General features: G+C 74.2%; 25 protein-coding genes. 17 read left to right on the top strand and 8 right to left on the bottom strand.

The genetic code is table 11. The features are described 5' to 3' along the window. Positions 1-180 precede the first annotated feature (180 nt). From ACI79Y_RS13755 to ACI79Y_RS13720, 8 genes are all read left to right on the top strand, one after another. On the top strand, positions 181-846 hold the full coding sequence (locus ACI79Y_RS13755; protein WP_457159013.1) for a CDP-alcohol phosphatidyltransferase family protein: 666 nt from the start codon (positions 181-183) through the stop codon (positions 844-846). Further along, positions 843-1,775 (top strand): DUF881 domain-containing protein, encoded by a 933-nt coding sequence (locus tag ACI79Y_RS13750; RefSeq protein ID WP_457159012.1) that lies wholly within the window; start codon positions 843-845, stop codon positions 1,773-1,775. Before ACI79Y_RS13755 ends, ACI79Y_RS13750 begins: the two co-directional genes overlap by 4 nt. A gap of 3 nt (positions 1,776-1,778) precedes the next feature. Further along, on the top strand, positions 1,779-2,111 hold the full coding sequence (locus ACI79Y_RS13745; protein ID WP_457159011.1) for a small basic family protein: 333 nt from the start codon (positions 1,779-1,781) through the stop codon (positions 2,109-2,111). Then, positions 2,108-2,920, top strand: coding sequence for a DUF881 domain-containing protein (locus ACI79Y_RS13740; protein WP_457159010.1), 813 nt, complete (start codon positions 2,108-2,110; stop codon positions 2,918-2,920). The genes ACI79Y_RS13745 and ACI79Y_RS13740 overlap by 4 nt, the downstream gene beginning before the upstream one ends. A 418-nt stretch (positions 2,921-3,338) precedes the next feature. Continuing rightward, positions 3,339-3,884 carry an oxoglutarate dehydrogenase inhibitor Odhl gene (gene odhI / locus ACI79Y_RS13735; protein WP_457159009.1) on the top strand — a complete coding sequence of 182 codons (546 nt, stop codon included), beginning with the start codon at positions 3,339-3,341 and terminating at the stop codon, positions 3,882-3,884. A 79-nt stretch (positions 3,885-3,963) separates the two neighbouring features. After that, entirely contained in the window at positions 3,964-4,674 is a 711-nt protein-coding gene (gene ftsR, locus ACI79Y_RS13730) for a transcriptional regulator FtsR (RefSeq protein WP_457159008.1), read from the top strand. Positions 4,675-4,789: 115 nt separating this feature from the next. Continuing rightward, complete coding sequence (locus tag ACI79Y_RS13725; RefSeq protein WP_457159007.1) at positions 4,790-5,281, top strand: bifunctional nuclease family protein; 492 nt, start codon at positions 4,790-4,792, stop codon at positions 5,279-5,281. Between the two features lie 235 nt (positions 5,282-5,516). After that, a complete protein-coding gene (locus tag ACI79Y_RS13720; RefSeq protein ID WP_457159006.1) occupies positions 5,517-6,116 on the top strand; it encodes a MerR family transcriptional regulator in 600 nt (199 codons plus the stop codon). Positions 6,117-6,204: 88 nt separating this feature from the next. Here the strand turns inward: ACI79Y_RS13720 and coaA are convergent, their stop codons facing one another. Next, on the bottom strand, positions 6,205-7,170 hold the full coding sequence (gene coaA, locus ACI79Y_RS13715; protein WP_457141803.1) for a type I pantothenate kinase: 966 nt from the start codon (positions 7,168-7,170) through the stop codon (positions 6,205-6,207). A gap of 92 nt (positions 7,171-7,262) precedes the next feature. On the opposite strand from coaA, the gene ACI79Y_RS13710 reads away from it, so the two are divergent. Then, positions 7,263-8,114 carry a GNAT family N-acetyltransferase gene (locus ACI79Y_RS13710; protein ID WP_457159005.1) on the top strand — a complete coding sequence of 284 codons (852 nt, stop codon included), beginning with the start codon at positions 7,263-7,265 and terminating at the stop codon, positions 8,112-8,114. A gap of 36 nt (positions 8,115-8,150) precedes the next feature. Here ACI79Y_RS13710 and ACI79Y_RS13705 read toward each other — a convergent pair whose 3' ends face one another. Continuing rightward, a complete protein-coding gene (locus ACI79Y_RS13705; protein WP_457159004.1) occupies positions 8,151-8,696 on the bottom strand; it encodes a YbhB/YbcL family Raf kinase inhibitor-like protein in 546 nt (181 codons plus the stop codon). A gap of 245 nt (positions 8,697-8,941) precedes the next feature. Here ACI79Y_RS13705 and ACI79Y_RS13700 point away from each other — a divergent pair, with 245 nt between their 5' ends. The 3 genes from ACI79Y_RS13700 (at position 8,942) to ACI79Y_RS13690 (ending at position 13,406) form a co-directional block, all read left to right on the top strand. Then, positions 8,942-9,673 carry an HAD family hydrolase gene (locus tag ACI79Y_RS13700; protein ID WP_457159003.1) on the top strand — a complete coding sequence of 244 codons (732 nt, stop codon included), beginning with the start codon at positions 8,942-8,944 and terminating at the stop codon, positions 9,671-9,673. Beyond that, the gene (locus tag ACI79Y_RS13695; RefSeq protein ID WP_457159002.1) at positions 9,670-12,042 is read left to right on the top strand and encodes a glycoside hydrolase family 65 protein; all 2,373 of its coding nucleotides are present in this window, start codon (positions 9,670-9,672) and stop codon (positions 12,040-12,042) included. The genes ACI79Y_RS13700 and ACI79Y_RS13695 overlap by 4 nt, the downstream gene beginning before the upstream one ends. 77 nt (positions 12,043-12,119) lie before the next feature. Next, positions 12,120-13,406 (top strand): alkaline phosphatase family protein, encoded by a 1,287-nt coding sequence (locus ACI79Y_RS13690; RefSeq protein WP_457159001.1) that lies wholly within the window; start codon positions 12,120-12,122, stop codon positions 13,404-13,406. Here the strand turns inward: ACI79Y_RS13690 and ACI79Y_RS13685 are convergent. Continuing rightward, the gene (locus ACI79Y_RS13685) at positions 13,384-14,157 is read right to left on the bottom strand and encodes a M50 family metallopeptidase (RefSeq protein WP_457159000.1); all 774 of its coding nucleotides are present in this window, start codon (positions 14,155-14,157) and stop codon (positions 13,384-13,386) included. The genes ACI79Y_RS13690 and ACI79Y_RS13685 overlap by 23 nt on opposite strands. Before the next feature lie 94 nt (positions 14,158-14,251). Here ACI79Y_RS13685 and ACI79Y_RS13680 point away from each other — a divergent pair, with 94 nt between their 5' ends. After that, positions 14,252-14,857 (top strand): antibiotic biosynthesis monooxygenase, encoded by a 606-nt coding sequence (locus tag ACI79Y_RS13680; RefSeq protein WP_457158999.1) that lies wholly within the window; start codon positions 14,252-14,254, stop codon positions 14,855-14,857. Positions 14,858-14,877: 20 nt separating this feature from the next. Here the strand turns inward: ACI79Y_RS13680 and ACI79Y_RS13675 are convergent, their stop codons facing one another. From ACI79Y_RS13675 to ACI79Y_RS13665, 3 genes are read right to left on the bottom strand one after another with little or no spacing between them, the layout of a single operon-like run. Continuing rightward, positions 14,878-15,072, bottom strand: a complete 195-nt coding sequence (locus ACI79Y_RS13675) for a hypothetical protein (RefSeq protein ID WP_457158998.1) — start codon at positions 15,070-15,072, stop codon at positions 14,878-14,880. Continuing rightward, entirely contained in the window at positions 15,069-15,743 is a 675-nt protein-coding gene (locus ACI79Y_RS13670) for a response regulator (RefSeq protein ID WP_457158997.1), read from the bottom strand. The genes ACI79Y_RS13675 and ACI79Y_RS13670 overlap by 4 nt, the downstream gene beginning before the upstream one ends. Further along, the gene (locus tag ACI79Y_RS13665) at positions 15,740-17,047 is read right to left on the bottom strand and encodes a sensor histidine kinase (protein ID WP_457158996.1); all 1,308 of its coding nucleotides are present in this window, start codon (positions 17,045-17,047) and stop codon (positions 15,740-15,742) included. The genes ACI79Y_RS13670 and ACI79Y_RS13665 overlap by 4 nt, the downstream gene beginning before the upstream one ends. A gap of 139 nt (positions 17,048-17,186) precedes the next feature. On the opposite strand from ACI79Y_RS13665, the gene ACI79Y_RS13660 reads away from it, so the two are divergent. Beyond that, positions 17,187-18,098 (top strand): ABC transporter ATP-binding protein, encoded by a 912-nt coding sequence (locus tag ACI79Y_RS13660; protein WP_457158995.1) that lies wholly within the window; start codon positions 17,187-17,189, stop codon positions 18,096-18,098. Beyond that, positions 18,095-18,880 (top strand): hypothetical protein, encoded by a 786-nt coding sequence (locus ACI79Y_RS13655; RefSeq protein WP_457158994.1) that lies wholly within the window; start codon positions 18,095-18,097, stop codon positions 18,878-18,880. The genes ACI79Y_RS13660 and ACI79Y_RS13655 overlap by 4 nt, the downstream gene beginning before the upstream one ends. Positions 18,881-18,923: 43 nt before the next feature. On the opposite strand, the gene ACI79Y_RS13650 is transcribed toward ACI79Y_RS13655, so the two are convergent. Beyond that, the gene (locus ACI79Y_RS13650) at positions 18,924-20,714 is read right to left on the bottom strand and encodes a glycoside hydrolase family 15 protein (protein WP_457158993.1); all 1,791 of its coding nucleotides are present in this window, start codon (positions 20,712-20,714) and stop codon (positions 18,924-18,926) included. Between the two features lie 574 nt (positions 20,715-21,288). Here ACI79Y_RS13650 and ACI79Y_RS13645 point away from each other — a divergent pair. Together ACI79Y_RS13645 and ACI79Y_RS13640 are read left to right on the top strand one after the other, a co-directional pair. After that, positions 21,289-21,843, top strand: a complete 555-nt coding sequence (locus ACI79Y_RS13645) for an isochorismatase family protein (RefSeq protein ID WP_457158992.1) — start codon at positions 21,289-21,291, stop codon at positions 21,841-21,843. Between the two features lie 488 nt (positions 21,844-22,331). Beyond that, on the top strand, positions 22,332-22,592 hold the full coding sequence (locus tag ACI79Y_RS13640) for a hypothetical protein (protein ID WP_457158991.1): 261 nt from the start codon (positions 22,332-22,334) through the stop codon (positions 22,590-22,592). An 85-nt stretch (positions 22,593-22,677) separates the two neighbouring features. Here the strand turns inward: ACI79Y_RS13640 and ACI79Y_RS13635 are convergent, their stop codons facing one another. Next, complete coding sequence (locus ACI79Y_RS13635; RefSeq protein WP_457158990.1) at positions 22,678-23,076, bottom strand: hypothetical protein; 399 nt, start codon at positions 23,074-23,076, stop codon at positions 22,678-22,680. Positions 23,077-23,182 lie beyond the last annotated feature (106 nt).

The following is a 23,182-nucleotide window of genomic DNA, read 5'->3' as shown; positions in this document are numbered from 1 at the left end:
CGGCCGGGGTGAGCCGAGTGATGATCATGGTCACCGCCCTACCCGCGCCGGTGCGGTTCACCCCTGTCGAGCAGCACCCGGCTGGCCCGTCCGGGCACCGGGGGAGCAGCCGGGCCGGTCGCGGCCGGGACCGACGCCGGGGAGCACTAACCTGATCCACGAGGTGGAGGGGGAGCGGGGATGACGACGGCGGACGACCAGGAAGCCGAGGTCCGGGCGAGGCCGGCGACGGTGGCCGGTCGGTCGGGGCAGTGGGACCGGGACCAGCTCGGCGACCGGGTGTTCACGCTGCCCAACGCGCTCTCGGTGGTGCGTCTGCTGGGGGTCCCGGTCTTCCTCTGGCTGCTGCTGGGCCCCGAGGCCGACGGCTGGGCCGTGCTCGTGCTGATGGTCGCCGGGTTCACCGACTGGGCCGACGGCAAGCTGGCGCGCCGGCTGGGGCAGGCCAGCCGGCTCGGGGCGCTGCTCGACCCGGCCGCCGACCGGCTCTACATCGTCGCCACGCTGGTGGCCTTCGCGCTGCGCGACGTCGTCCCGCTCTGGGCCGTCCTCGTCCTGCTGGGCCGCGAGGTGGTGCTCGGGGTGACCCTGCTGGTGCTGCGCCGGGCCGGATGGCCGCCGTTGCAGGTGCACTACCTCGGCAAGGCCGCGACGTTCCTGCTGCTGTACGCCTTCCCCCTGCTGCTGCTCGCCGACGGCGCGGGGGCGTTGGCCTCGGTGGCCCGCCCGGTCGCCTACGCGCTCACGATCTGGGGCGGGGTGCTCTACGTGCTGGCCGGGGTCTTCTATGTCGTGCAGGCCGTCGGGCTGCTGCACGGCGACCGGCGCGCCGGAGCCCGGGGATGAGCGCCCCACCGCGCGGAGCGCGGTCGCTGGGGTCCTCGTTGCTGGACCAGGTGCTCGCCGAGACGCTCGACCCCTCCTACGCGGAGGCCGCTGCCACGCGCGCGGCCCGCGAGGCGTCCCACCCCCGGCCCGGCGGCTCGTGGCTGCGCCGCCGGCGGGGGCAGGTGCTGGTCGCCGCCACCCTGGCCGTCGCCGGCTTCCTCGCCGCGGTCACCTACCGCGAGGCGGCGGCCGGCGCCCAGGGACGCGAGGTGGTGCGGCAGGCGCTGCGGGAGGACATCGTGGAGCAGTCGGACACCACCGACGAGCTGGCCGGCCGGCTGGAGAGGCTGACCGCGGAGGTCACCGCCGCCCGCGAGGACGCGCTGGCGGCGAGCGTGGTCGGTCAGCGGGCGCTGGACCGGCTCGCCGTGGCCGAGCAGCAGGCGGGGACGGTGGCGGTCGAGGGGCCCGGGGTCGTGGTGACCCTGGGCAACGCGCCACCGCCGTCGGACAGCGACCCGGTCGGCGGGTCCGCGGAGGTGCAGCTCGGCGGCATCGTCCAGGACCGCGACCTGCAGCAGCTGGTGAACGCGCTGTGGTCGGTCGGCGCCGAGGCGATCAGCATCAACGGGCAGCGCCTCGGGCCGACCTCGGCCATCCGGCAGGCCGGTGACGCCATCCTCGTCGACTTCCGGCCGGTGGCCAGCCCGTACGAGGTCTCGGCGATCGGGGACCCGGACACGCTGGCGCGGGACCTGCTCAGCACCCCGGAGGCCAGCCTGCTGGGGCAGTACACGCTCGACTTCGGCCTGCTGTTCGAGTACGTCCGCGAGGACTCCCTCGACCTGCCGGCCGGCACCGGTGCCGAACTGCGGCACGCCACGGTGCTCGACCCCGCCACCGGCCCGGGCCCGTCCGCGCCATCGACCCCCACCGACGGAGGCTGACGCGTGATCCCGATCATCGGACTGGCGATCGGTGTGGTGCTGGGCCTGGTGCTGGACCCGAGCGTCCCGCTCTGGCTCCAGCCGTACCTGCCGATCGCCGTCGTCGCCGCACTGGACGCGGTCTTCGGTGGCGTGCGCGCCCGGTTCGACGGCATCTTCGACGCCAAGGTCTTCGTCGTCTCCTTCGTCTCCAACGTCGTCGTCGCCGCGCTGATCGTCTTCCTCGGTGACCAGTTGGGTGTCGGCGCGCAGCTCTCCACCGCGGTGGTCGTCGTCCTCGGCATCTGGATCTTCGGCAACGCGGCGGCGATCCGCCGTCACCTGTTCCGGGCATGACCGGGGGCACCACGGGGGACCGACCGGCCGGCGAGGACCCGGTCCCGGGCAGCGCCCCCGCCGGGAGCGGGCCACCGGCCACCACCCCGCTCCCCGCCCCGTGGCGGGGGAGGGTCGTCCGCGGGCGCCGGGGCCTGGTCGCCGCGGTCCTGATCAGCGTCCTCACCCTCCTGCTGGGCTTCGCCTTCGCGGTGCAGGTCCGCAGCGCCGACACCGCGGCCGCGCTGGCCGGCCAGCGGGAGGAGGACCTGGTCCGGATCCTCGACGACCTCACCGCCCGCGAGCAGCGGTTGCGCCAGCAGATCGAGGACCAGCGGGCCGCCCAGGAACAGCTGGGGAACGCCGACAGCGCATCGGCCGCCGCCCTGGCCGAGGCCCGGGAGCGCGCGCGGACCCTCGGGCTGCTCAACGGCACGCTCCCGGCGCAGGGCCCGGGGCTGGAGATGACCGTCTCCGACGCCGGGGGCCGGATCGGGTCCGTCGAGCTGATCAACGTGATCCACGAGCTGCGCGGTGCCGGTGCGGAGACCATGCAGATCGACGGCGTCCGCATCGGCCCGGACAGCGACGTCACCGGTGACCCGGGGGAGCTGTCCATCGACGGAACACCGGTGGAGCAGCCCTACACGGTGCTGGTCATCGGCCCTCCGCAGTCGATGGAGACCGCGCTGAACATCCCCAACGGGGCGGTCGACCGGTTGACACGACGCCTGGGCACCGTGGTCATCCGGCAGGCTGAGCTGCTCGTGGTCGATGCGCTGCGGCCGGTGGTCACGCCTCGACACGCTGAGCCGTCCGACCCGGACTGACGCGCACGGCGGTCGCCGCGCGAGGGCGACACCCCGGAGACGATCGACGCCGACCCCTGCGGCACGGGCTGGCTGGTGGAGGTGACCGTCCGCCAGCGGTGGGGGGGGACCCGACCGCCGGCCCGCTCGACGCGGCGGCCCACCAGCCCCTGGTGGCGGCCTCCTGAGCGACCCGGGGCGGGCTGGACGCCACCCCAGCCCCTCCCGTCCCGCCACCGTCGGACGCGATCACTATCATCATCGCCGAGGTCGGACGCTCCACCCGAGCGGTCGCACCCTCACCCTGTACGTGCGGTTGACCCCCGGGTCGGCCGCTGGTTCCATGACCCCCGGCCCGACCGCGACCCCGCGGTGGCCGACCAGCGACGGGCCGTCCGGCTCGTCGTCCGCCGGCCGACCGCGGCCCCAGGCTGCGGCGGTGCCACCTGCACCGGAGGAGACCGACGTGCTCTGCACTCGATGTGGCCACCAGAACCCCGAGGGCAGCCGTTTCTGCGCCCAGTGCGGGGCGGCGCTGAGCCAGGAGCGCGTCGGTGAGTCGACCAGCATCATCCCGAAGGTCGGCGGTGACGACTCCGGCGAGCAGCCCGAGGCGGTCGACACCACCGCCGACGCCCACGCCGGCGCCGTCGAGTCGCTGCCGGCCGGGTCGGCCCTGCTGGTGGTCAAGCGGGGGCCGAACGCCGGCAGCCGGTTCCTCCTCGACCAGGAGGTCACCACCGCGGGCCGGCACCCGGACTCCGACATCTTCCTCGACGACGTGACCGTCAGTCGGCGGCACGTGGAGTTCCACCGCGAGGGTGGCGGCTTCACCGTGCACGACGTCGGCAGCCTGAACGGCACCTACGTCAACCGCGAGCCGGTCGACGTGGCCTCGCTGGCCGGCGGTGACGAGGTCCAGATCGGCAAGTTCCGGCTGGTCTACCTGACCGGCCCGCGCACCGGCGAGACCGCCGGCGCCTGACCCGACCGCGTCGCCCGGCGCCCTCCGGCGCCGGGCGGCCGCGATCGCCGAACGAGCGAACGAGGGGCGGGTCGGGACGATGAGCGCGGTGCCCCGGCGGGACACCGGGGGCAACGGTGCCCTGCTGACGATCGGGGAGGTGCTCACCGCTCTGCGCGGTGACTTCCCGGACGTCACGATCAGCAAGATCCGGTACCTGGAGTCCGAGCAGCTGGTGCACCCGCAGCGCACCCCGTCCGGCTACCGGAAGTTCTCCGCCGCCGACGTGGCCCGGTTGCGCTACGTGCTCGCCGCCCAGCGCGACAAGTACCTGCCGTTGCGGGTGATCAAGGAGCACCTGGAGGCGCTGGACCGGGGCGAGCCGCTGCCCGGGCAACCCGAGGTCGGTGGCGGCGCCACCGACAGGGCCCTGGCGGCCGCCGGGCCGATGCCGGCGGCCGAGTTCGCCGAGGCCGCCGGCGTGGACGAGCTGCAGCTCGCCGACTTCGTGCAGTTCGGCCTGGTCGGCACCGACCGCCGCGGCCGGCTGCAGGCCAGCGACCTGCCGGTCGCGCGCGCCGCCGCCGCGCTGGCCCGGCACGGTCTGGAAGCCCGGCACCTGCGTGCCTGGCGCACCGGGGCAGACCGGGAGGCGGCTCTGCTGGAGCAGTTGGTGGCACCGGTGCTGCGGGCACGCTCCGACGAGGCCCGCAGCCGCGCCGCCGAGCAGGTGCAGGAGCTGGCCGGGCTGTCCGTGCAGTTGCACACCGCCCTGCTGGAGGCCCGACTGCGCGAGGTCCTCGGGGGCTGAGGCGGCGGGCGCCCTGGCGTACCGTTGTCCGCAGCGGAGCGCCGCGGACACCGGCCCGGGCGGGCCGTCGTCGGTGCGGTCCCGGAGGGTCAGCGGAGCGGGAGGGGAGCCAACCGTGCAGGAGCTCAGAGTCGTCGGCGTCCGGGTCGAGCTGCCCGGCAACCAGCCGATCCTGCTGCTGAAGGAGACACAGGGGGAGCGGTATCTCCCGATCTGGATCGGCGCGGTCGAGGCAGCCGCGATCGCCTACGAGCAGCAGGGGGTGCGCCCGGCCCGGCCGATGACGCACGACCTGCTCAAGGACGTCGTCACCGCCCTGGGGGCCGCCGTCGAGGCAGTGCACATCACCGAGATGCAGGACGGCATCTACATCGCCGAGCTGCAGCTGGGGGAGGGGCGGACCGTCAGCGCCCGGCCGTCCGACGCCGTCGCGCTGGCCGTTCGCACCGGGGCGCCGATCTTCGGCGCCGAGACGCTGCTCGACGAGGTCGGCATCGAGATCCCCGACGAGCAGGAGGACGAGGTGGAGAAGTTCCGCGAGTTCCTCGACAACATCAGCCCGGAGGACTTCGGTGCCGGTTCGGGTTCCGGCGGGGGTCCCGCCTGAGCCGGTCGCGGTGGGGACGGTCCCGTTCCCGGTGACGACTGCCGAGGACGACAGGGGGCACCCCTCCGGGTGAGCGGGACGACACGCCGCCCGCCGCGGTTGACCGGTGTCCTGCCCCGGCCTACCGTCAGGCGAAATCACCCAGCTGTGACTCCACGGTCGCGCCCGGGTGGCCGTCCCGGCACGAGCAGGCGACGTCCCCCGTGCTGGGTGCTGATCTGGAGGAGGCGCTGACGTGAGCGACCTGGACAACGGTTCCGGCCGCCGGCCGTTCAGCGAGGCTCAGCAGGGGCAGCTGTTCAGCGACTCCGCGGTCGGCGCGCCTGCCTACGACGAGGTCGACACCGACGAGGTCGGCTACCGCGGCCCGACCGCGTGCGCCGCGGCCGGCATCACCTACCGCCAGCTCGACTACTGGGCCCGTACCGGCCTGGTCGCCCCCTCGGTGCGCACCGCCACCGGTTCGGGCACCCAGCGGCTCTACTCCTTCCGCGACATCCTGGTGCTCAAGGTGGTCAAGCGGCTGCTGGACACCGGCGTCTCGCTGCAGAACATCCGCAAGGCCGTCGACCACCTGCGCACCCGCGGGGTCAAGGACCTCGCCAACATCACGCTGCTCTCCGACGGTGCGACCGTGTACGAGTGCACCTCCGCCGAGGAGGTCGTCGACCTGCTCGCCGGCGGGCAGGGGGTCTTCGGCATCGCCGTCTCCGGGGCCCTGCGCGAGCTCTCCGGTGAACTGGCCGAGCTGCCGGCCGAGCGGCTCGACGCCCACGGCCAGCAGGTGGACGACGAGCTGTCCGCCCGCCGCCGTCGCCGCGCCGCCTCCGCCTGACCGCCGGCCCGACGGTGCGGCGCCCCCGCCCCTGAGCGGCCGCCTCCCGGCGCTCTCCCAGCTGCCGCCGCGGTGCGGGCGCGCCCGGTCAGATCTTGCGCAGCAGCACCCGGCGCACCGAGTGGTCGGCCGCCTTCTGCAACACCAGCCGTGCCCGGGAGCGGGTGGGGGCGATGTTCAGCCGGAGGTTGGGCTCGTTGACCGCCGACCAGATGCCGCGGGCGGTCGACCGGGCCTCGTCGTCGGTGAGGTCGGCGAAGCGGTGGAAGTAGGCGGCGCTGTCGGCGAACGCGGTCCGGCGCAGTGCGAGGAACCGCTCCACGTACCACTGCTGGATGTCGGCCTCGGTCGCGTCGACGTAGACCGAGAAGTCGAAGAAGTCCGACAGGAAGACCTCCGGCACCCGGCCGTCGCCCCGGCCGCCGCCGGCCTGCAGCACGTTCAGGCCCTCCAGCACCAGGACGTCGGGCCGGTCGACCACCTGCCGGCTGCCGGGAAGCACGTCGTAGGCGTGGTGGGAGTACGTCGGCGCGCTCACCGCCGGCTTGCCCGACTTCACGTCGGCCAGGAACCGCAGCAGCGCCCGGCGGTCGTAGCTCTCCGGGAACCCCTTCCGGCCCAGCAGCCCGCGCGCCTCGAGCTCGGCGTTGGGCAGCAGGAACCCGTCGGTGGTCACCAGGTCGACCCGCGGGGTGTCCGGTGCCGCCGCGAGGAGCGCCTGCAGCAGCCGGGCGGTGGTGCTCTTGCCGACGGCGACGCTGCCGGCCACCGCGATCACGAACGGCACCTTCTCCGTGGGGGTGCCGAGGAAGGCGGTCTGCGCGGCCCACAGCCGGCGGCTGGCGGTGACGTGCAGGTGCAGCAGCCGGGCCAGCGGCAGGTAGACCGTGGCCACCTCGTCGCGGTCGATGCGGTCGCCGAGGGTGGCCAGCGCGCGCACGTCGGCGTCGTCCAGCGGCAGCTCACCGCCGGCCGCCAGCGCCCGCCAGGAGTCGCGGTCGAAGGCGGTGAAGGGCGAGACCTGGGCTCGCGTTCCGGCCGTCACGCCGCCCATCGTGCCGTCCGTCCCGACCCGGTCCCCCGACGGGGTGGTCTCCGAACGGCTGCCCGCCCACCCGCGGCACCGTGGCGTCTAGGGTCCAGGGCGTGTCGTCCACCGGGCTCCTCGACCGGATCGAGCGCTACTTCTCCCTCGCGCCGGAGGCCGACGGCCTGACGCGGGTCGAGTCCGTCGGCGGGCTCGTCGTGCCGATCGGCCTGCCCGAGTGGCCCTACCCGGCGCGCCCGCGCCCGGGGCAGGACGCCGTCGCCGTCGAGGACGTGCGCGCCGCGGTGGCACTGCAGGAGGCCGCGGGGCTGCCGGCGTCGGTCGAGTGGCTGGGCGACCGCTGCCGCGGCCTGGCCGGGGTGGCCCGGGCAGCCGGCCTGCACGTCGAGGAGCTGCCGCTGCTGGTCGTCGACGACCCGGTCGAGATCCTGCTGCCGGACGAGGTGCGGCTCTACCTCGTCGGTGCCGACGACCCGCGGCTGGGGCTCTACCAGCGGCTGGCGGCCCTCGCCTTCGCCACGCCGGCGGACCGGCCGGACACCGGCGACCGCCCTCCCGGCGATCGCCCCCCGGGCGTCCCCGACGTGGCCGCGGCCGACCCCGGGCCGGCGGAGGTCCCGCCGACGGAGCTGCTGCGCGAGCGGGTCGCCTCCGGCCGCACGGTGATGATGGTCGCCGTCGACGACGGCGAGCCGGTGGCGATCGGTTGCCACCAGCCGGTCGACGTCGACGGCACCGAGGTCAGCGAGGTGGTCGGCGTGGCGACGCTGCCCCGCTTCCGCGGCCGCGGGCTGGGCGCCGGGCTCACCTCGGCGCTGGTCGACCACGCCCGGCAGACCGCCGACCTGGTGTTCCTCTCCGCCGGTGACGACGACGTCGCCCGGATGTACGAGCGGGCCGGCTTCGCCCGGGTGGGCACCACCTGCGTGGCGGAGCGGCCGTCCCGCTGAGCCCGCCGACGGGCGACCCCAGCGGGGCGGCGCGGGTCACTCCACGTCGTAGGTGGCGACGATCTCGCCGCGGGCGAGGGTGTGGCTGAACAGGGTGAAGCCGAGGAACGCCGGCGTCGCGTCGGCCGGGACGCCGAGGTCGTCGGTGTCGACCGCGTGCACGACCACGTGGTAGTGGTGCGTGCCGTGCCCGGCCGGCGGTGCGGCACCGACGAACCGGGGGAGGCCGGCGTCGTTGCGCAGCTGCACCGCGCCGGCGGGCAGGCCGGAGCCCGCGTCGTCGCCGGCTCCGCGGGGCAGCTCGGTGACCGAGGCGGGGATGCCGAGGACGGCCCAGTGCCAGAACCCGCTGCCGGTGGGGGCGTCGGGGTCGAGGACGGTGACCGCGAAGCCCTTGGTCTCCTCGGGGAAGCCCGACCAGGACAGCTGAGGGGAGACGTCCTCGCCCCCGGCGCCCATCAGCCCGCTCACGTGCGGCCGGGCCAGCCGCTCACCGGAGGCGATGTCGGAGCTGGTGACGGTGAACGAGGGGACCTGGGGGAGGAAGTCGTACGGGCTCGGCGGTGACGGGCGGTCGGCCATGCGGTCTCTCCTGGGGCTGGGAGCTGCCCGGTCGGTGCCGGGGGAGCAGCGGGTGCCGCGCCGGCCCCGACCCTAGGCAGCCCGGGAACGGCGTGCCCGGCGACGGCGTCCATGCTCTCGCCTCGACCGTTATCCCCAACAGAGCGGTACGCCATTACAGTGATCCCGTCACCCAGCGCCCTGCGGACGGAGAACAACTGCCGCCCGGGAGGTACCGGGCCGGATCTGCCCGTAGCGTGATCACCGTGCTGGGACTCCCCGACGACATCCAGGCCTGCCTCTTCGACCTCGACGGTGTGCTGACCCGGACCGCGACGGTGCACCAGGCCGCGTGGAAGCGCACCTTCGACGAGTTCCTGCGCCGCCGGGACCCGGTGGCGGGGGAGTTCTCCCTCGACGACTACAACCGCCACGTCGACGGCAAACCGCGGGAGGACGGCGTCCGCGACTTCCTGGCCAGCCGGGGCATCACCCTGCCGCAGGGGGCCGTCGGCGACCCGGCCGACGCCGCGACCGTCGTCGCGCTCGCCACCCGCAAGAACGAGCTGCTGCTGCGCGAGCTCGAGGAGCACGGCGTCGAGGTCTACGAGGGCTCCATGCGCTACCTGCGGGCCGTGCGGGACGCGGGTCTGGCGACGGCGGTGGTCACCGCGTCGGCCAACGGCGGGCACGTCGTCTCCGCCGGTGGGTTCGCCGACCTGATCGACGCGCGGGTCGACGGGCTGGTGGCCAAGCGCGAGGGGTTGCGCGGGAAGCCGGCGCCGGACACCTTCCTCGCCGGGGCCCGCCTGCTGGGCGTCGAGCCGGCGCGGGCGGTCGTCTTCGAGGACGCGCAGTCCGGGGTGGCCGCGGGGCGGGCGGGGGAGTTCGGGTACGTCGTCGGCGTGGACCGGGTCGGCCAGGCGGAGGAGCTGCGCGCACAGGGCGCCGACGTCGTCGTCACCGACCTGGCGCAGCTGCTGGACGGCCAGCCGTGACCGAGGGGCGCGCGCACTTCCTGGTCGAGCCGTGGTCGCTGACCGAGGTCGGCGTCGACATGGCCTCCCTGGCGGTCAACGAGTCGGTGTTCGCCCTGGCCAACGGGCACATCGGCATGCGCGGCACGTTCGACGAGGGCGAGCCGATCGTGGTGCCCGGCACCTACCTCAACGGCTTCTTCGAGGAGCGGCCGATGCCCTACGCCGAGGCCGGCTACGGCTTCCCGGAGATGGGGCAGACCGTGGTCAACGTGACCGACGGGAAGCTCATCCGGCTGCTCGTCGGCGACTCCCCGCTGGACCTGCAGTACGGCGACGTCATCGCCCACCGGCGCACGCTGGACCTGCGGGCCGGGGTGCTGCGCCGGGTCACCGACTGGCGGTCCCCGGCGGGCCGGGAGGTGCGGGTCACCAGCACCCGGCTGGTCTCGCTGGTCCGCCGGTCGATCGCGGCGATCGAGTTCCAGGTCGAGTGCACCGACGACCAGGGCGACCTCTACATCGCCCTGCAGTCGGACCTGCTGGCCAACGAGGACGTCCTCTCCGGCCCGTCCGGCGACCCGCGTGCCGGGTCCGCTCTGGCCAGGCCGTTGCAGTCCGAGCTGCACGTCGGGCGCGGTCGGCACGCCGTCCTGGTGCACCAGACGTCCCTCAGCCGGCTCCGGATGGCCGCCGGCATGGACCACGACATCGAGGTCCCCTCGGCGGCCACCGAGGACCTGGAGGTCTCCCCGGACCTGGCGCGCTACACCCTGGCCGCCCGGCTGAGCAACGACTCCCCGGTGCGGTTGCGCAAGTACCTGGCCTACGGCTGGTCCAGCCGCCGCTCCGCGGCGGCGGTCCGCGACCAGGTGGAGGGCGCGCTGGCGACGGCCAAGCTGGCCGGCTGGGACCGGCTGGTCTGCGAGCAGCGCGAACTGCTCGACCGCCACTGGGATGAGGCCGACGTCGAGATCGAGGGCGACGACGAGCTCCAGCAGGCCGTCCGGGTGGGCATGTTCCACGTCCTGCAGGCCGGGCTGCGCGCCGAGCGGCAGCCGATCCCGGCCAAGGGCCTGACCGGCGACGGGTACGACGGGCACACGTTCTGGGACACCGAGACCTACGTGCTGCCGGTGCTCACCTACACCGCGCCGGGCGCGGTGCGCGACGCCCTGCTGTGGCGCCACTCGATCCTGGACATGGCCCGGGAGCGGGCCCAGGTGCTCGGCCACGACGGCGCGGCGTTCGCCTGGCGCACCATCCGCGGCGAGGAGACCTCCGGCTACTGGCCGGCGGGCACCGCGGCGTTCCACATCAACGCCGACATCGCCGACGCCGTCGCCCGCTACTGGTGGGCCACGCTGGACTCCGACTTCGACCGGGACCACGGCACCGAACTGCTGGTCGAGACCGCCCGGCTGTGGGCGTCGCTGGGGCACGTCAACAGCGACGGGGAGTTCCGCATCGACGGGGTGACCGGGCCCGACGAGTACACCGCGGTGGTCGACAACAACATCTACACCAACCTGATGGCGCAGCGGAACCTGCGCGAGGCGGTGGCCGCGGTGGCGCGCCAGCCGGAGGCCGCCGGCCGGTTGCAGGTCGACCCCGACGAGGTCGCCCTGTGGACCCGGGCGGCCGACAGCATGCGGGTGCCGTTCAACGACCAGCTCGGCGTGCACGAGCAGAGCGAGGGCTTCACCCACCACGAGGAGTGGGACTTCGAGGGCACCGCGCCCGACCAGTACCCGCTGCTGCTCAACTTCCCCTACTTCGAGATCTACCGGAAGCAGGTCGTCAAGCAGGCCGACCTGGTGATGGCGCTGCACCTGCGCGGGGACGCCTTCACCCTCGAGGAGAAGATCGCCGACTTCGCCTACTACGAGGCGCGCACGGTCCGCGACTCCTCCCTGTCCGCCGCCCAGCAGGCGGTGGTGGCCGCGGAGACCGGGCACCTGCAGCTCGCCCACGACTACTGGGGCGAGGCGGCGCTGACCGACCTGCAGAACCTGCACGGCAACAGCGGCCACGGGCTGCACATCGCTTCCCTGGCCGGGGGCTGGACGGTGGCGGTGGCCGGGTTCGGGGGCATGCGCGACCACGGCGGGACGCTGACGTTCGCCCCGCGGCTGTCCCCGCGGCTGCGCCGGCTGGCCTTCCGGGTGGTCTTCCAGGGCAGGTGCCTGGCGGTCTCGGTCACCGAGCGGCAGGCCACCTACCGGCTGGTGTACGGCGGCGAGGCGCTGCGGATCGCCCACCACGGCGAGCCGCTGACCGTCACCGCCGAGCCGGTCACCCGCGACGTCCCGCCGCCGCCGGACGTCGAGCCGGTGCACCAGCCGCCGCACGCGTCCCCGCGCCGGCGGCACCGCGCCACCAGCGACTGATCGGACGGCCGGCGAACGGCTGGTGAACCCTGTGCGCGGGGTGTCGGACTCCGGACATCGGCCGTCATCCTGCCTGCATGACGCCGCATGCCGATGGACAGCTCAGCCGACGGCGCTTCCTGGCAACGGGGGCGGTGACCGGGACGGCGGTCGTCCTCTCCGCGGCGGCGGGCGTGCCGGCTGCGCGCGCGGCCGCCGGCGGACCACGGGTGTACGTGCTCGTCATCGACGGCTGCCGGCCGGACGAGATCACCCCCGTGCTCACCCCGCGGCTGCACGCGTTGCGCTCCGGGGGCACCTGGTTCAGCCAGGCCCGGTCGCTGCCGGTGATGGAGACGATCCCCAACCACACGATGATGATGACCGGGGTGCGGCCGGACCGGACCGGGGTGCCGGCCAACGCGATCTACGACCGGGCGGAGGGAGTGGTCCGGGACCTGGACCGGCCGACCGACCTCCGTTTCCCGACCGTGCTCGAGCGGCTGCAGCAGCAGGGCCGGACCACCGGGACCGTGCTGTCCAAGGACTACCTGTACGGCATCTTCGGGGAGCGGGCCACCTACCGCTGGGAGCCGTTCCCGCTGCTGCCCGTGACCGGACACGCGCCCGACGCGGCGACGATGGACGCGGCGGTGGCCATGGTCGACGGACCGGACCCGGACCTCGTCTTCGTCAACCTGGGCGACGTCGACCGGGTCGGGCACTCCGACGTCACCGGGACGTCGCTGCAGGTGGCCCGGCAGCTGGCGCTGCTGTCCACCGACCTCCAGGTGGGCCGGTTCGTCGACCACCTGCAGTGGACCGGCCGCTGGGAGCGCAGCGTCCTGCTGGTGCTGGCCGACCACTCGATGGACTGGTCACTGCCCACCGCCCTGATCTCCGTCGCCGAGATCCTGAGCGCTCGGCCGGACCTGCGGGAGAACGTGCAGATCGCCCAGAACGGCGGGGCCGACCTGCTCTACTGGACGGGGGAACCGCGGCGACGCGACGTCGCCCTGGCCGAGGTCCGGCGCCTCGTTCAGGCCCATCCCGGCGTTCTCTCCGTGCACGTGCCGGGGTCGCTCCGGCTGGGCAGGGAGGCCGGCGACCTGGTGGCCTACGCCAGGCCCGGGTGGCGCTTCACCGACCCCAAGCCGTTCTCCAACCCGATCCCGGGCAACCACGGCCACCCGGTGACCGAGCCCATCCCGTTCCTCGTCTCCGGCGGGCACCCCGCCGTCCGGCGCGGTGCGAGCAGCGGCGCGCAGGCGCGCACCATCGACGTCGCCCCGACGGTCGGTGCATGCTTCGGCCTGGCCCAGCCCACCAGCGGGTACGACGGCGCTCCTCGGCGGGAGGCGTTCACCCTGCTCCCACTGCGCTGAGCACCCCAGCGTCACCGAGCACCCCGGCGTCACCGAGCACCCCGGCGCTGCGCACCAGCCACCAGGTGCCCAGGACGAGGGCACCGACGTCGACCAGGAGGAAGATCGCGACCCACACCAGGCCGGGCAGCCGGGTGAGGCGGGCGAGCTGGTCGGCGTCGGAGTCCCGAGCCGCACCCCGGCGCCGCTTGGCCTGCAGCTCCCACACGGTCACCGGCGCGGCCAGCAGCAGGAACCAGGTGACGCCGTGGGCGAAGACCGCCTGCCACTGCGCCGGCAGCCACCAGGTCGCGGCGAACACCAGCGCACCGGTGACCAGCACCGACCACAGCCCGTACCAGTTGCGGATCTGCACCAGCAGCAGCGCCAGCAGCCCCAGGAGCGCCCACAGCAGGCCGACGGCGTACCCGGCGGCCAGCAGCGCGGCCGCGCCCAGCCCGAACAGCCCGGGCCCGGTGTAGCCGGCCGCAGCGGTGAGCACCATGCCGGCCCCGGTGGGCCGGCCGGCCGAGACGGTGACCCCCGAGGTGTCCGAGTGCAGGCGGATCCCGGCCAGCCGACGTCCGGTCACCAGCGCCGCCAGCCCGTGGGCGCCCTCGTGCGCGATCGTCACCGCGTGGCGGGCGTGCCGCCACAGGCCGGGCACCCGGACCAGCAGCAGCGCCGCAGCTGCGCTCAGCGCCAGCAGGCCGGCCGTCAGCGGGGGAGAGGTGGCGCTGACCTGGCGCCAGAGCTCCTCGACGACGCTCACGCGGGGCATCATCACCGCTGCGGCTGTGTGCGGGCCGTGCGCCGCGCGGGACCCGCGTCACGCGGACGTCACAGTCGGCGGTGATGCTGGGGGCATGACGAGCACGCAGCAGGCGGTGACCGCGGACGATCTCCCGGTCACCGTCTCCTTCACCCGGCGCGCCGACCCGGCGCACGCGGTGCAGATGAGCGCCTGGATCCGGGCGGGGCTGACCCTCGCCGAGGGGTTCCCCGGTTTCCTCGGCGGAGGCTGGGTCCAGCCCCGGCACGGCGCGGACGAGTGGCACATGCTGTGCCGGTTCGACTCCCCGGCCACCCTCGCCGCCTGGGAGGCGAGCCCGGAACGACGCTGGTGGCTGGGTTCGGCGCAGGGGCTCGCCGAGATGACCCGCACCGAGCGGCGCACCGGCATCGAGGGCTGGTTCGACGCCCCGGTGGCCGCCGCCGCGGAGGTGACGCCGCCGCCGGCCCCACCCCGCTGGAAGCAGGCGACGACGATCTGGTTGGTCTTCTTCCCGCTCAACCTGCTCGCCACGCTGACGCTCGGGACGCTGCTGGCCGACGTGCACGTGGTCGCCCGGGTCGCGGCGATGACGCTGGCGCTGACCCCGGTGATGACCTACCTGCTGCTGCCGTGGGTCACCCGACGGCTGTCCTGGTGGCTGGCCGGGCGCCGCTGGCGCGACCGCTCGCGGTACTGACCACGGACGTCGGTCCTCCGTCAGTCGCGGTCGTCACCGGACCGGCGTCGCCACCACGTCGCCACCACGTCGCCACCACGTCGCCACCACGTCGCGACCACCGCGACGACCACGCCGATGCCCACGCCGATCACGGTCGTCCACACCGGGTCGGACACCAGCAGGCCGAACAGCGCGGACAGCCCGCTGCCGCCGCCGGCGGCGGCGGGCGTCACAGCAGGTCCGCGTCGTGGATGAGCAGCGCGATCTGCACCCGGTTGGTCAGCTCGAGCTTCACCAGCAGCCGGGACACGTGCGCCTTGACGGTGGCCACGCTGAGGTACAGCTGGGCGCCGATCTCGGCGTTGGACAGCCCTCGGCCGACGGCGAGCGCCACGTCCCGCTCGCGGTCGCTGAGCACCGCCAGCTGCGCGCGGGCGCGTTCCCGGCGGTCGTCGACCGCGGGTGCCGTGGCCGTGGCGGTGGCGACGTGGGACATCAGCCGCCGGGTGACGGTGGGGGAGAGCATCGGCTCGCCGGCGGCCACCCGGCGCACGGCGTCCACGATCGCCGCCGGCGGGGTGTCCTTGAGCAGGAAGCCGCTGGCGCCCGCCCGCAGGGCCCGCAGCACCTGGTCGTCGGCGTCGAAGGTGGTCAGCACGATCACCTCGGGGGCGTCCCGCTGGTGCTGCAGCCGCTCGGTGGCGGTGAGCCCGTCGACGCCGGGCATCCGGATGTCCATCAGGACGACGTCGGGGGAGGTGCGGGCCACCGCGGCGGGCACCTCCGCACCGTCGCTCGCCTCGCCGGCGAGCGCCAGTCCGTCGGCACCCCCGAGCACCATCGCCAGGGCGGCGCGGACGAGCGGGTCGTCGTCCACGACGAGCACCCGGACCGGGGCGGTCACGCCGGCTGGTCCGCCGGCCAGGGCAGCTCGGCGCGCAGCCGGAACTCCCCGTCGGGCGTCCAGCCGTGCTCCAGGTGTCCGCCGCCCAGGCTGACCCGCTCCAGCAGCCCGACCAGACCGGTGCCGCCGCCGGGCAGCGGGGTGCCGGTCTCCCCGCCGGTGGGTGCGGGGTTGCTCAGCTCCACCACCAACCCGGCGCCCGGGCCCCCCTCGACCAGGACGGTGGCGACCGTGCCGGGAGCGTGCTTGCGCACGTTGGTCAGGCCTTCCTGCAGCACCCGGTAAGCGCTGCGGCCGGCGCCGCTGGGGGCGGTGGACAGCTCGGGCACCCGGTACCGGACGCGCACCCGCACGCCGGCGCGGCGGCTCTCCTCGACCAGGGCCGGCACGTCGGCGAGGGTCGGCTGCGGCCGGGTGCCGGGGTCGCCGTCCGCGCTGCTGCGGAGCACGCCGATCACCTCCCGCAGGTCCTCCAGCGCCTGGCGGGCGCTGGCCCGCACCACCCCCGCGGCCTGCGCGACCTCGGTCGGCGGGGCATCGGGGCGGAACTCGAGCGCGCCGGCGTGCATGCTCAGCAGCGACAGCCGGTGGGCGAGGACGTCGTGCATCTCCCGGGCGATCCGGGTGCGCTCGGTGTGCCGGGCCTGCTCGATCCGCAGCAGCTGCTCGTTCTCGGCCCGCACCGCCCGGTCGTGCAGGGACAGCACCAGCTGTCGGCGGGCCCGCTCGAACATGCCCCAGGCGACGACGGCGGCGGTGAGCACGACACCGAGGACGGCGAACACCCAGGCCGGCAGTTCGGGGTCGGGGCGGACGACGACGTACACGGCGAAGGAGGCGAGGCTGACCGCGGTGACCGCGGTGACGGTCGGCCACCGGCGGTGCACGGCCACGGTGAAGAGGCTGAACAGGCAGGCGACCGCGACCATGTCGGAGAACGACGCGACCAGGGACAGGCCGATCGCGACGCCGACCGGCCAGCGCCGCCGCAGCCACAGGGCGGCGCAGCCCAGCGAGCCCAGCACCAGGTCGGCGACCAGCAGGCCGTCCGGCGGCGGGACGGGCTGGCTGAGCGCGCTGCCCACGAGCACCAGCCCGATCAGCACCGAGGCGGTGAAGGCCGTGACGTCGACCGTCCAGTCGCGCAGCGAACGGTGCACCCGGCGACGGCCGGCGGTCGTGCCACCGGTGTCCGGACCGCGCTCGGGAGGCGCACCGGGATCGGCCAGCAGCTGGGCCGGCACCAGCGAGGGGTGCTCGACGCCCTCGTTCGCGGCCGATGCCGGGTGGGTGGACACGCTCACCTCCCGGAGGCTACGGACGGAGGAGCGCCGCCGGAACCGACCAAGGTCTACCTCGCCGGCGCCGCCCCGGCGCAGCCGACCGGCGATCACCTACTTCCGGCCGATGCGGGGGACGGGCCGGCCGGAGCAGGCTCTGCCCATGATCACGATCGAGCACCTGACGAAGAGGTACGGCGCGCAGGTCGCCGTCTCCGACGTCTCGTTCACCTGCCAGCCGGGCACGGTCACCGGCTTCCTCGGCCCCAACGGTGCCGGCAAGTCGACCACCATGCGGGCGCTGGTCGGCCTGGCCCAGCCGACCAGCGGTACGGCGACGTTCGCCGGCAAGCACTACCGCGAGCTGCCCAACGCCGGGCGCCAGGTCGGGGTGCTGCTGGACGCCGGCGCGCAGCACGCCGGCCGCACCGGCCGCGAGGTCCTCACCCTGTCGGCGATGGTCCTGGGCGTCGGCCGGGAGCGGGTCGACGAGGTGCTCGGCCGGGTGGGCCTCGCCGGCCGCCCGGCGGGCAAGCGGCTGGGCAACTACTCCCTCGGCATGCGCCAGCGGCTCGGGCTGGCGACGGCACTGCTCGGCGACCCCCAGGTGCTGGTCCTCGACGAGCCGGCCAACGGGCTGGACCCCGAGGGCATCTTCTGGATGCGCGGCCTGCTGCGCGGCTTCGCCGACCGCGGCGGCACGGTGCTGCTCTCCTCGCACCTGTTGCACGAGGTCGAGGCGGTCGCCGACCAGCTGGTGGTGATCTCCGGCGGCCGGATCGTGGCGCAGGGCAGCAAGTCCGAGCTGCTCGCCGGCACCGGCGGCACCCTGGTGCGCGGACCGGACCGGGCCCTGCTGGCCAAGGCGCTGGAGGCGGCCGGCATCGGCATCTCGCCCGGCCCGGACGACGCGCTGGTGGCCGACGCCGAGGCGCTCGCCGTCGGGCAGGCGGTGGCGGCGGCGGGCGTCGTCCTCACCGAGCTGCGGCCGGCCGGGGGAGCGGGGCTGGAGGACCTCTTCCGCTCGCTCACCGGCCACGCGGACGGCCAGCAGGTCCAGGAGGTGCTGGCATGAGCACCGCGACGCTGGACGCCGAGCGTCCCCGCACCGGGGCCGCGCCCAGCGCGCCGTCCCTGCTCACGCTGCTCCGGGTGGAGCTGCGCAAGTCCTACGACACCCGCGCGGGGCGCTGGCTGCTGATCGTCATCGGGCTGGCCGTGCTCGCCGTCGTCGCGCTGTCGTTGTTCGTCGAGGACACGCCCAAGACGTTCACCGACCACTTCGGCTTCACCCAGCTGCCGATCAGCCTGCTGCTGCCGGTGCTCGGCATCCTGCTGGTCACCAGTGAGTGGTCGCAGCGCACCGCGATGACGACGTTCACCCTGGTGCCGCGTCGGTCCCGGGTGCTCGTCGCGAAGGTGCTCGCCGCCGCCGTGCTGGCCGTGCTGGGCGTGGTCGCCGCAGCGGCCGCCTCCGCGCTCGCGACGGTGCTCACCCCGGTGTTCACCGATCGGGAGATGGACTGGGGCATCAGCGCGGCGCTGGTGGGCCAGGTGCTCGTCGTCCAGGTGGTGACCGTGCTGGCCGGTGTGGCGTTCGGCATGCTGCTGCTCAGCTCTCCGCTGGCGATCGTGCTGTTCTTCGTGCTGCCGACGGTGTTCACCATCCTGGTGAGCCTGGTGTCTGCGCTGGACTGGGTCCGCGACTGGCTGGACCTGTCGACCACCTCGATGCCGCTGTTCGAGGACGGGCTCGACGGGCAGGGCTGGCTGCAGTTCGGCACGTCGGCGGCGCTGTGGGTGGCGCTGCCGATGCTCCTCGGCTGGATCCGCATCCAGCGGAGCGAGATCGCCTGACCCGACGGCCCGGCGGCGGGAGCCCACCCGCCGCCGGGCCGGTTCAGGCGTGCTCGCCGGGCACCCGAAGCGCGCCGCTGAGGTGCCGGGCGGTGTTGACCAGGCCGACGTGGCTGAAGGCCTGCGGGGTGTTGCCCAGGTGCCGGCCGGTCCGCGGGTCGTACTCCTCGCTCATCAGGCCCAGGTCGTTGCCGAGGCCCAGCAGCCGCTCGAACAGCTCCCGGGCCTCGGCGGTGCGGCCGATGCCGTTGAGCGCGTCGGCGAGCCAGAAGCTGCACAGCAGGAACGGCGCCTCGTCGCCCGGCAGGCCGTCGACCCGGCCGTCGGCAGAGGTGTGGTACCGGAGCAGGAAGCCGTCGGAGGTCAGCTCGCGCTGGACCGCCTCCACGGTGCCCACGACCCGTTCGTCGTCCCAGGGCAGGAAGCCGACCTGCGGGATCAGCAGCAGGGACGCGTCCAGCCCCTCGGACCCGTAGAACTGGGTGAACGTCCGGCGCACCGGGTCGTAGCCGCGGGCGCAGACGTCGTCGTGGATGCGCTGCCGCAGCGCCCGCCAGCGCTCCACCGGGCCGTCGAGCCCGTGCTGCTCCACCGCCTCGATCGCGCCGTTGACCCCCGCCCAGGCCAACACCTTCGAGTGCACGAAGTGCCGCGGCGCACCGCGGACCTCCCACAGGCTGTGGTCGGGGCGTTCCCAGGCGGTCTCCAGGAACTCCACCAGCACCTTCTGCACGGCCCAGGCGTCCGCCAGCGGCGCGAGGCCGGACTCGCGGGCGAGGTGCAGGCCGTCGAGCAGCTCGCCCCACACGTCGAGCTGGAACTGCCCGGCGGCGCCGTTCCCGACCCGCACCGGGGCCGAGCCCTCGTAGCCGGGCAGCCACGGCAGCTCGTACTCCGGGATCCGCCGGGAGCCGTCCAGCGCGTACATGATCCGCAGGTCACCGGGGTCGCCGGCGACGGCCCGCAGCAGCCACTCCCGCCAGGCCGACGCCTCCTCCAGGTATCCGGTGCCGAGCAGGGCCTGCAGGGTGAACGCCGCGTCGCGCAGCCAGCAGTACCGGTAGTCCCAGTTGCGGCTCCCGCCCAGCTCCTCGGGCAGGGAGGTGGTCGCCGCGGCGACGATGCCGCCGGTGGGCCGGTACGTCAGCGCCTTGAGGGTGATCAGCGAGCGGCGGACGGCCGGCGCCCATTCGCCGTCGTAGCGGCACTGGCCGATCCAGTCGGCCCAGAACGCCTCGGTGCTGGCGAGGGCCTCCTCGGCGTCCACCGGCGCCGGACGCGGCAGGTGCGAGGGGGAGTGGGTGAGCACGAAGGGGACCCGTTCGCCGGCGGCCACCTCGAACTCCGCCGAGGTGGTGTGGTCCTGCCCGTGCAGCCGGACCGGCGTGACGAGCGTGACCGCGTCCGGGCCGGCGACGGCGACGAGGTCACCGTCGACCGACCGCACCCACGGGACCAGGTGGCCGTAGTCGAACCGCAGCACCAGGTCCAGCCGCATCGGCACCCGGCCGGAGACGCCCTCCACGATCCGGACGACATCGGGGCTCTCGCCGCGGGGTGGCATCAGGTCGATGACCCGGACCGTCCCGGTCGGGGTCTCCCACTCGGTCTCCAGGACCAGGGAGTCACCCCGGTACCGGCGCCGCGTGCAGCTGCCCCCGGTGGCAGGGGCGAGCTGCCACCGGCCGTTGCGTTCATCGCCGAGCAGGGCGGCGAAGCAGGCCGCGGAGTCGAACGACGGCAGGCAGAGCCAGTCGATCGAGCCGTCCTTGCCGACCAGCGCGGCCGTCTGAAGGTCGCCGATCAGGCCGTAGTCCTCGATCGGGCTGGGCATGGACGTCCTCCTGGAGGTGGGTGGCCGGGGCTGGGCCGCGCCGGTGGCGCACAGACGACGGCCACAGCCACCTACCGACCTGCCTCGCCCGGCAAACCCGCCGCCCAGGACCGTTGAACCGTTATCCCCAACAACCTGACGCAGATGGAAGTCCAACCACGAAGACCAGCTGTTGAGGCTGGAATGGACACAGTCGGCCCGCATGAGCGACGTGGTGGTCATGCGGGAGCACATCGATGACCTGGTCGAAGAGGTGCTGGGCATCGAGGATGCCGGCCGCCGGCCAGGCGTGGAGTTCCGCGGCACGTGCTGGTGACACCGTCGGTCTCGGGGTGTGGGTGACAGCGCGGGCACGGGGGAGAGGTGCTCGACCGGGTTGCGCGGGGGATCGCCGTCGTGGTGACCCGCGACGAGACCGACGTGACGTGCGCGTCATCCCGCATCCGGACCACGAGCAGGCCGCCGTGGTCCCCACGGTGCGATTGCCCTGTGTCGAGCGGGGCGTTGCCGACGTCGGCCTGGTCTAGCGTGCGCGCTGCCCGCACCAGTCGCCGCCCAGCAGGGGAGACCCACCATGACCACGCTCACCGATCGACCCGGCACCGCGCTGATGGTCGTCGACGTCCAGCGGGGCGTCGTCGACGGCGCAGCCCGGCGCGACGAGGTCGTCGCCAACATCGCCACCCTGGTCGAGCAGGCCCGCGCTACGGGCATCCCGGTCGTCTGGGTACAGCACTCCGACGCGGAACTGGCCCAGGGGAGCGACGCCTGGAAGCACGTCCCGGAGCTGGTCCGTGCCGAGCCTGAGCCGCTGGTGCACAAGTCCTACGGCGACTCCTTCGAGGGCACTGACCTGGAGCAGGTGCTGGCCACGGCGGGCGTCGGCCACCTGGTCGTGACCGGCGCCGAGTCCGACGCCTGCATCCGGTCGACCATCCACGGGGCGTTCACCCGGGGCTACGACGTCACGTTGGTCGGTGACGCACACACCGCCGGTGACAAGAGCGCCTGGGGAGCACCGCCGGTCGAGCAGGTCATCGCGCACACCAACCTGTACTGGCAGTTCCAAACAGCCCCCGGACGGAGTGCTCAGGTCCTGCCGACCGCCGAGGTGTCGTTCGCGGGCTGAGAGCGGTCGTCGCGCTCGTTAGTTGACATAATGTCGATTATCGGCGCTAAGCCGACCAGTCGGAACGCACGGTTCGGTCTCGCCGGGTTCCTGGCTCGTCCGGTGTCGTCCACGGCGATGCCCGCCCTCGACGACGTCGTCATGACCCGTCCCGGGTGTCGCGTCCGACGGGTGTCGCGTTCGGCGCACTCGTCGCCTACGAGTCGGCGGCCAGGTGGGTCACTCACGCGCACACCCAGCCCGTCGGCCGCTCGGGTCACCGACCGTCTGTCGCCTCGCCCTCCCGGGTCGCTGCAGATGATCATGGCTCGCCCGGGGTCGCCCGTGCACGTTCCGATCTTGATCGACCGACCGCGGGTGGGCATCGGGTCCGAAGGCCCGCTCCCCCTGGCGCACCTGTCTACCCCTCATTACGTCACTCTGACGTAATGAGGGGTAGATCGCCGCCTCGACGGGCGGTCCGCGTCATGCGTCCTTAGGGTCGAGGCATGAGGATTCGACGCCCGGTGGCTGCTCTGTTCGTCGCGCTGACCCTGGCCGGCGGGCCGGCCGTTCTGACCGCGTGCGCCGACCCCAGTGGTGGCCCGAACAGCGACCAGCGCAACGACGGCACGACCGACGACGAGAGCACCAACACCTCGGGCAACGACGAGAACGACGTCGAGCAGGGTGGTCTGCCCGATGTCCACGACTCGGAGACCGACCAGGGCAACGAGGACCGCAACGAGGATGCCGACAACGGCGGCTGACCCTCACTGATCGGCCGCTCCCCCGGGTGGTCGACGACCTGGCGAGTTGCGTCACTGTGACGCTTCGTCAGGGCCGCCCGGGGGATCAGCCGGCGCTGCGCCCGTTGAGCCAGAGCCGGTCGAGCCGGCCGGTCGAGCGCACCAGCTCCTCGAGCGAGCGCTCCAGCTCGGCCTTGGTCGGCTTCTCCGACAGGATCGTCTGCACGTCCTCGATCGCGCAGCGCAGCTGGTACAGCCGGTCCTGCAGGGCGTCGAGCTCGGCCCGCGTCACCAGCATGACGTCGTCGGACAGCCCGGCCTTGGCGCTGGCCGAGCGCTGCTCGTAGGCGCGCTGCCGGCATGCCTGGCCGCAGTAGAGGCGAGGCCGGCCCACCGACTCCTGGACCGGGAGCAGGCTGCGGCACCAGCCGCAGCGGCGCTCCTCGCCGTCGCGCTGGCGCCGGTGTGCCCCAGGGCGCGCACCCGTGTGCTGCTCGACCTCCACGAGTGACGACGGTAGACGGCGGGTCCGACAGCTCCCCGGGGACACGCCCGTGGTCGCTTTCCGGCCCGTCCGGCACCCTGCGCGAGGCCGTCGACGGACGCCGCTA

This window comes from Modestobacter sp. SYSU DS0875 (genome assembly GCF_054050915.1).
Note: the sequence above shows the minus strand (reverse complement) of the source record. Positions and strands in the feature narration are given on the sequence as shown.

What these genes read in the sequence shown, in the direction of transcription:
- ACI79Y_RS13660 (WP_457158995.1), top strand. Translation starts at nt 17,187, where the DNA reads ATGATCACGATCGAGCACCTGACGAAGAGGTACGGCGCGCAGGTCGCC.
- ACI79Y_RS13640 (WP_457158991.1), top strand. Translation starts at nt 22,332, where the DNA reads ATGAGGATTCGACGCCCGGTGGCTGCTCTGTTCGTCGCGCTGACCCTG.
- ACI79Y_RS13740 (WP_457159010.1), top strand. Translation starts at nt 2,108, where the DNA reads ATGACCGGGGGCACCACGGGGGACCGACCGGCCGGCGAGGACCCGGTC.
- ftsR (WP_457159008.1), top strand. Translation starts at nt 3,964, where the DNA reads ATGAGCGCGGTGCCCCGGCGGGACACCGGGGGCAACGGTGCCCTGCTG.
- ACI79Y_RS13645 (WP_457158992.1), top strand. Translation starts at nt 21,289, where the DNA reads ATGACCACGCTCACCGATCGACCCGGCACCGCGCTGATGGTCGTCGAC.
- ACI79Y_RS13680 (WP_457158999.1), top strand. Translation starts at nt 14,252, where the DNA reads ATGACGAGCACGCAGCAGGCGGTGACCGCGGACGATCTCCCGGTCACC.
- ACI79Y_RS13690 (WP_457159001.1), top strand. Translation starts at nt 12,120, where the DNA reads ATGACGCCGCATGCCGATGGACAGCTCAGCCGACGGCGCTTCCTGGCA.
- ACI79Y_RS13650 (WP_457158993.1), bottom strand. Translation starts at nt 20,714, where the DNA reads ATGCCCAGCCCGATCGAGGACTACGGCCTGATCGGCGACCTTCAGACG.
- ACI79Y_RS13750 (WP_457159012.1), top strand. Translation starts at nt 843, where the DNA reads ATGAGCGCCCCACCGCGCGGAGCGCGGTCGCTGGGGTCCTCGTTGCTG.
- ACI79Y_RS13705 (WP_457159004.1), bottom strand. Translation starts at nt 8,696, where the DNA reads ATGGCCGACCGCCCGTCACCGCCGAGCCCGTACGACTTCCTCCCCCAG.
- coaA (WP_457141803.1), bottom strand. Translation starts at nt 7,170, where the DNA reads ATGGGCGGCGTGACGGCCGGAACGCGAGCCCAGGTCTCGCCCTTCACC.
- ACI79Y_RS13655 (WP_457158994.1), top strand. Translation starts at nt 18,095, where the DNA reads ATGAGCACCGCGACGCTGGACGCCGAGCGTCCCCGCACCGGGGCCGCG.
- ACI79Y_RS13755 (WP_457159013.1), top strand. Translation starts at nt 181, where the DNA reads ATGACGACGGCGGACGACCAGGAAGCCGAGGTCCGGGCGAGGCCGGCG.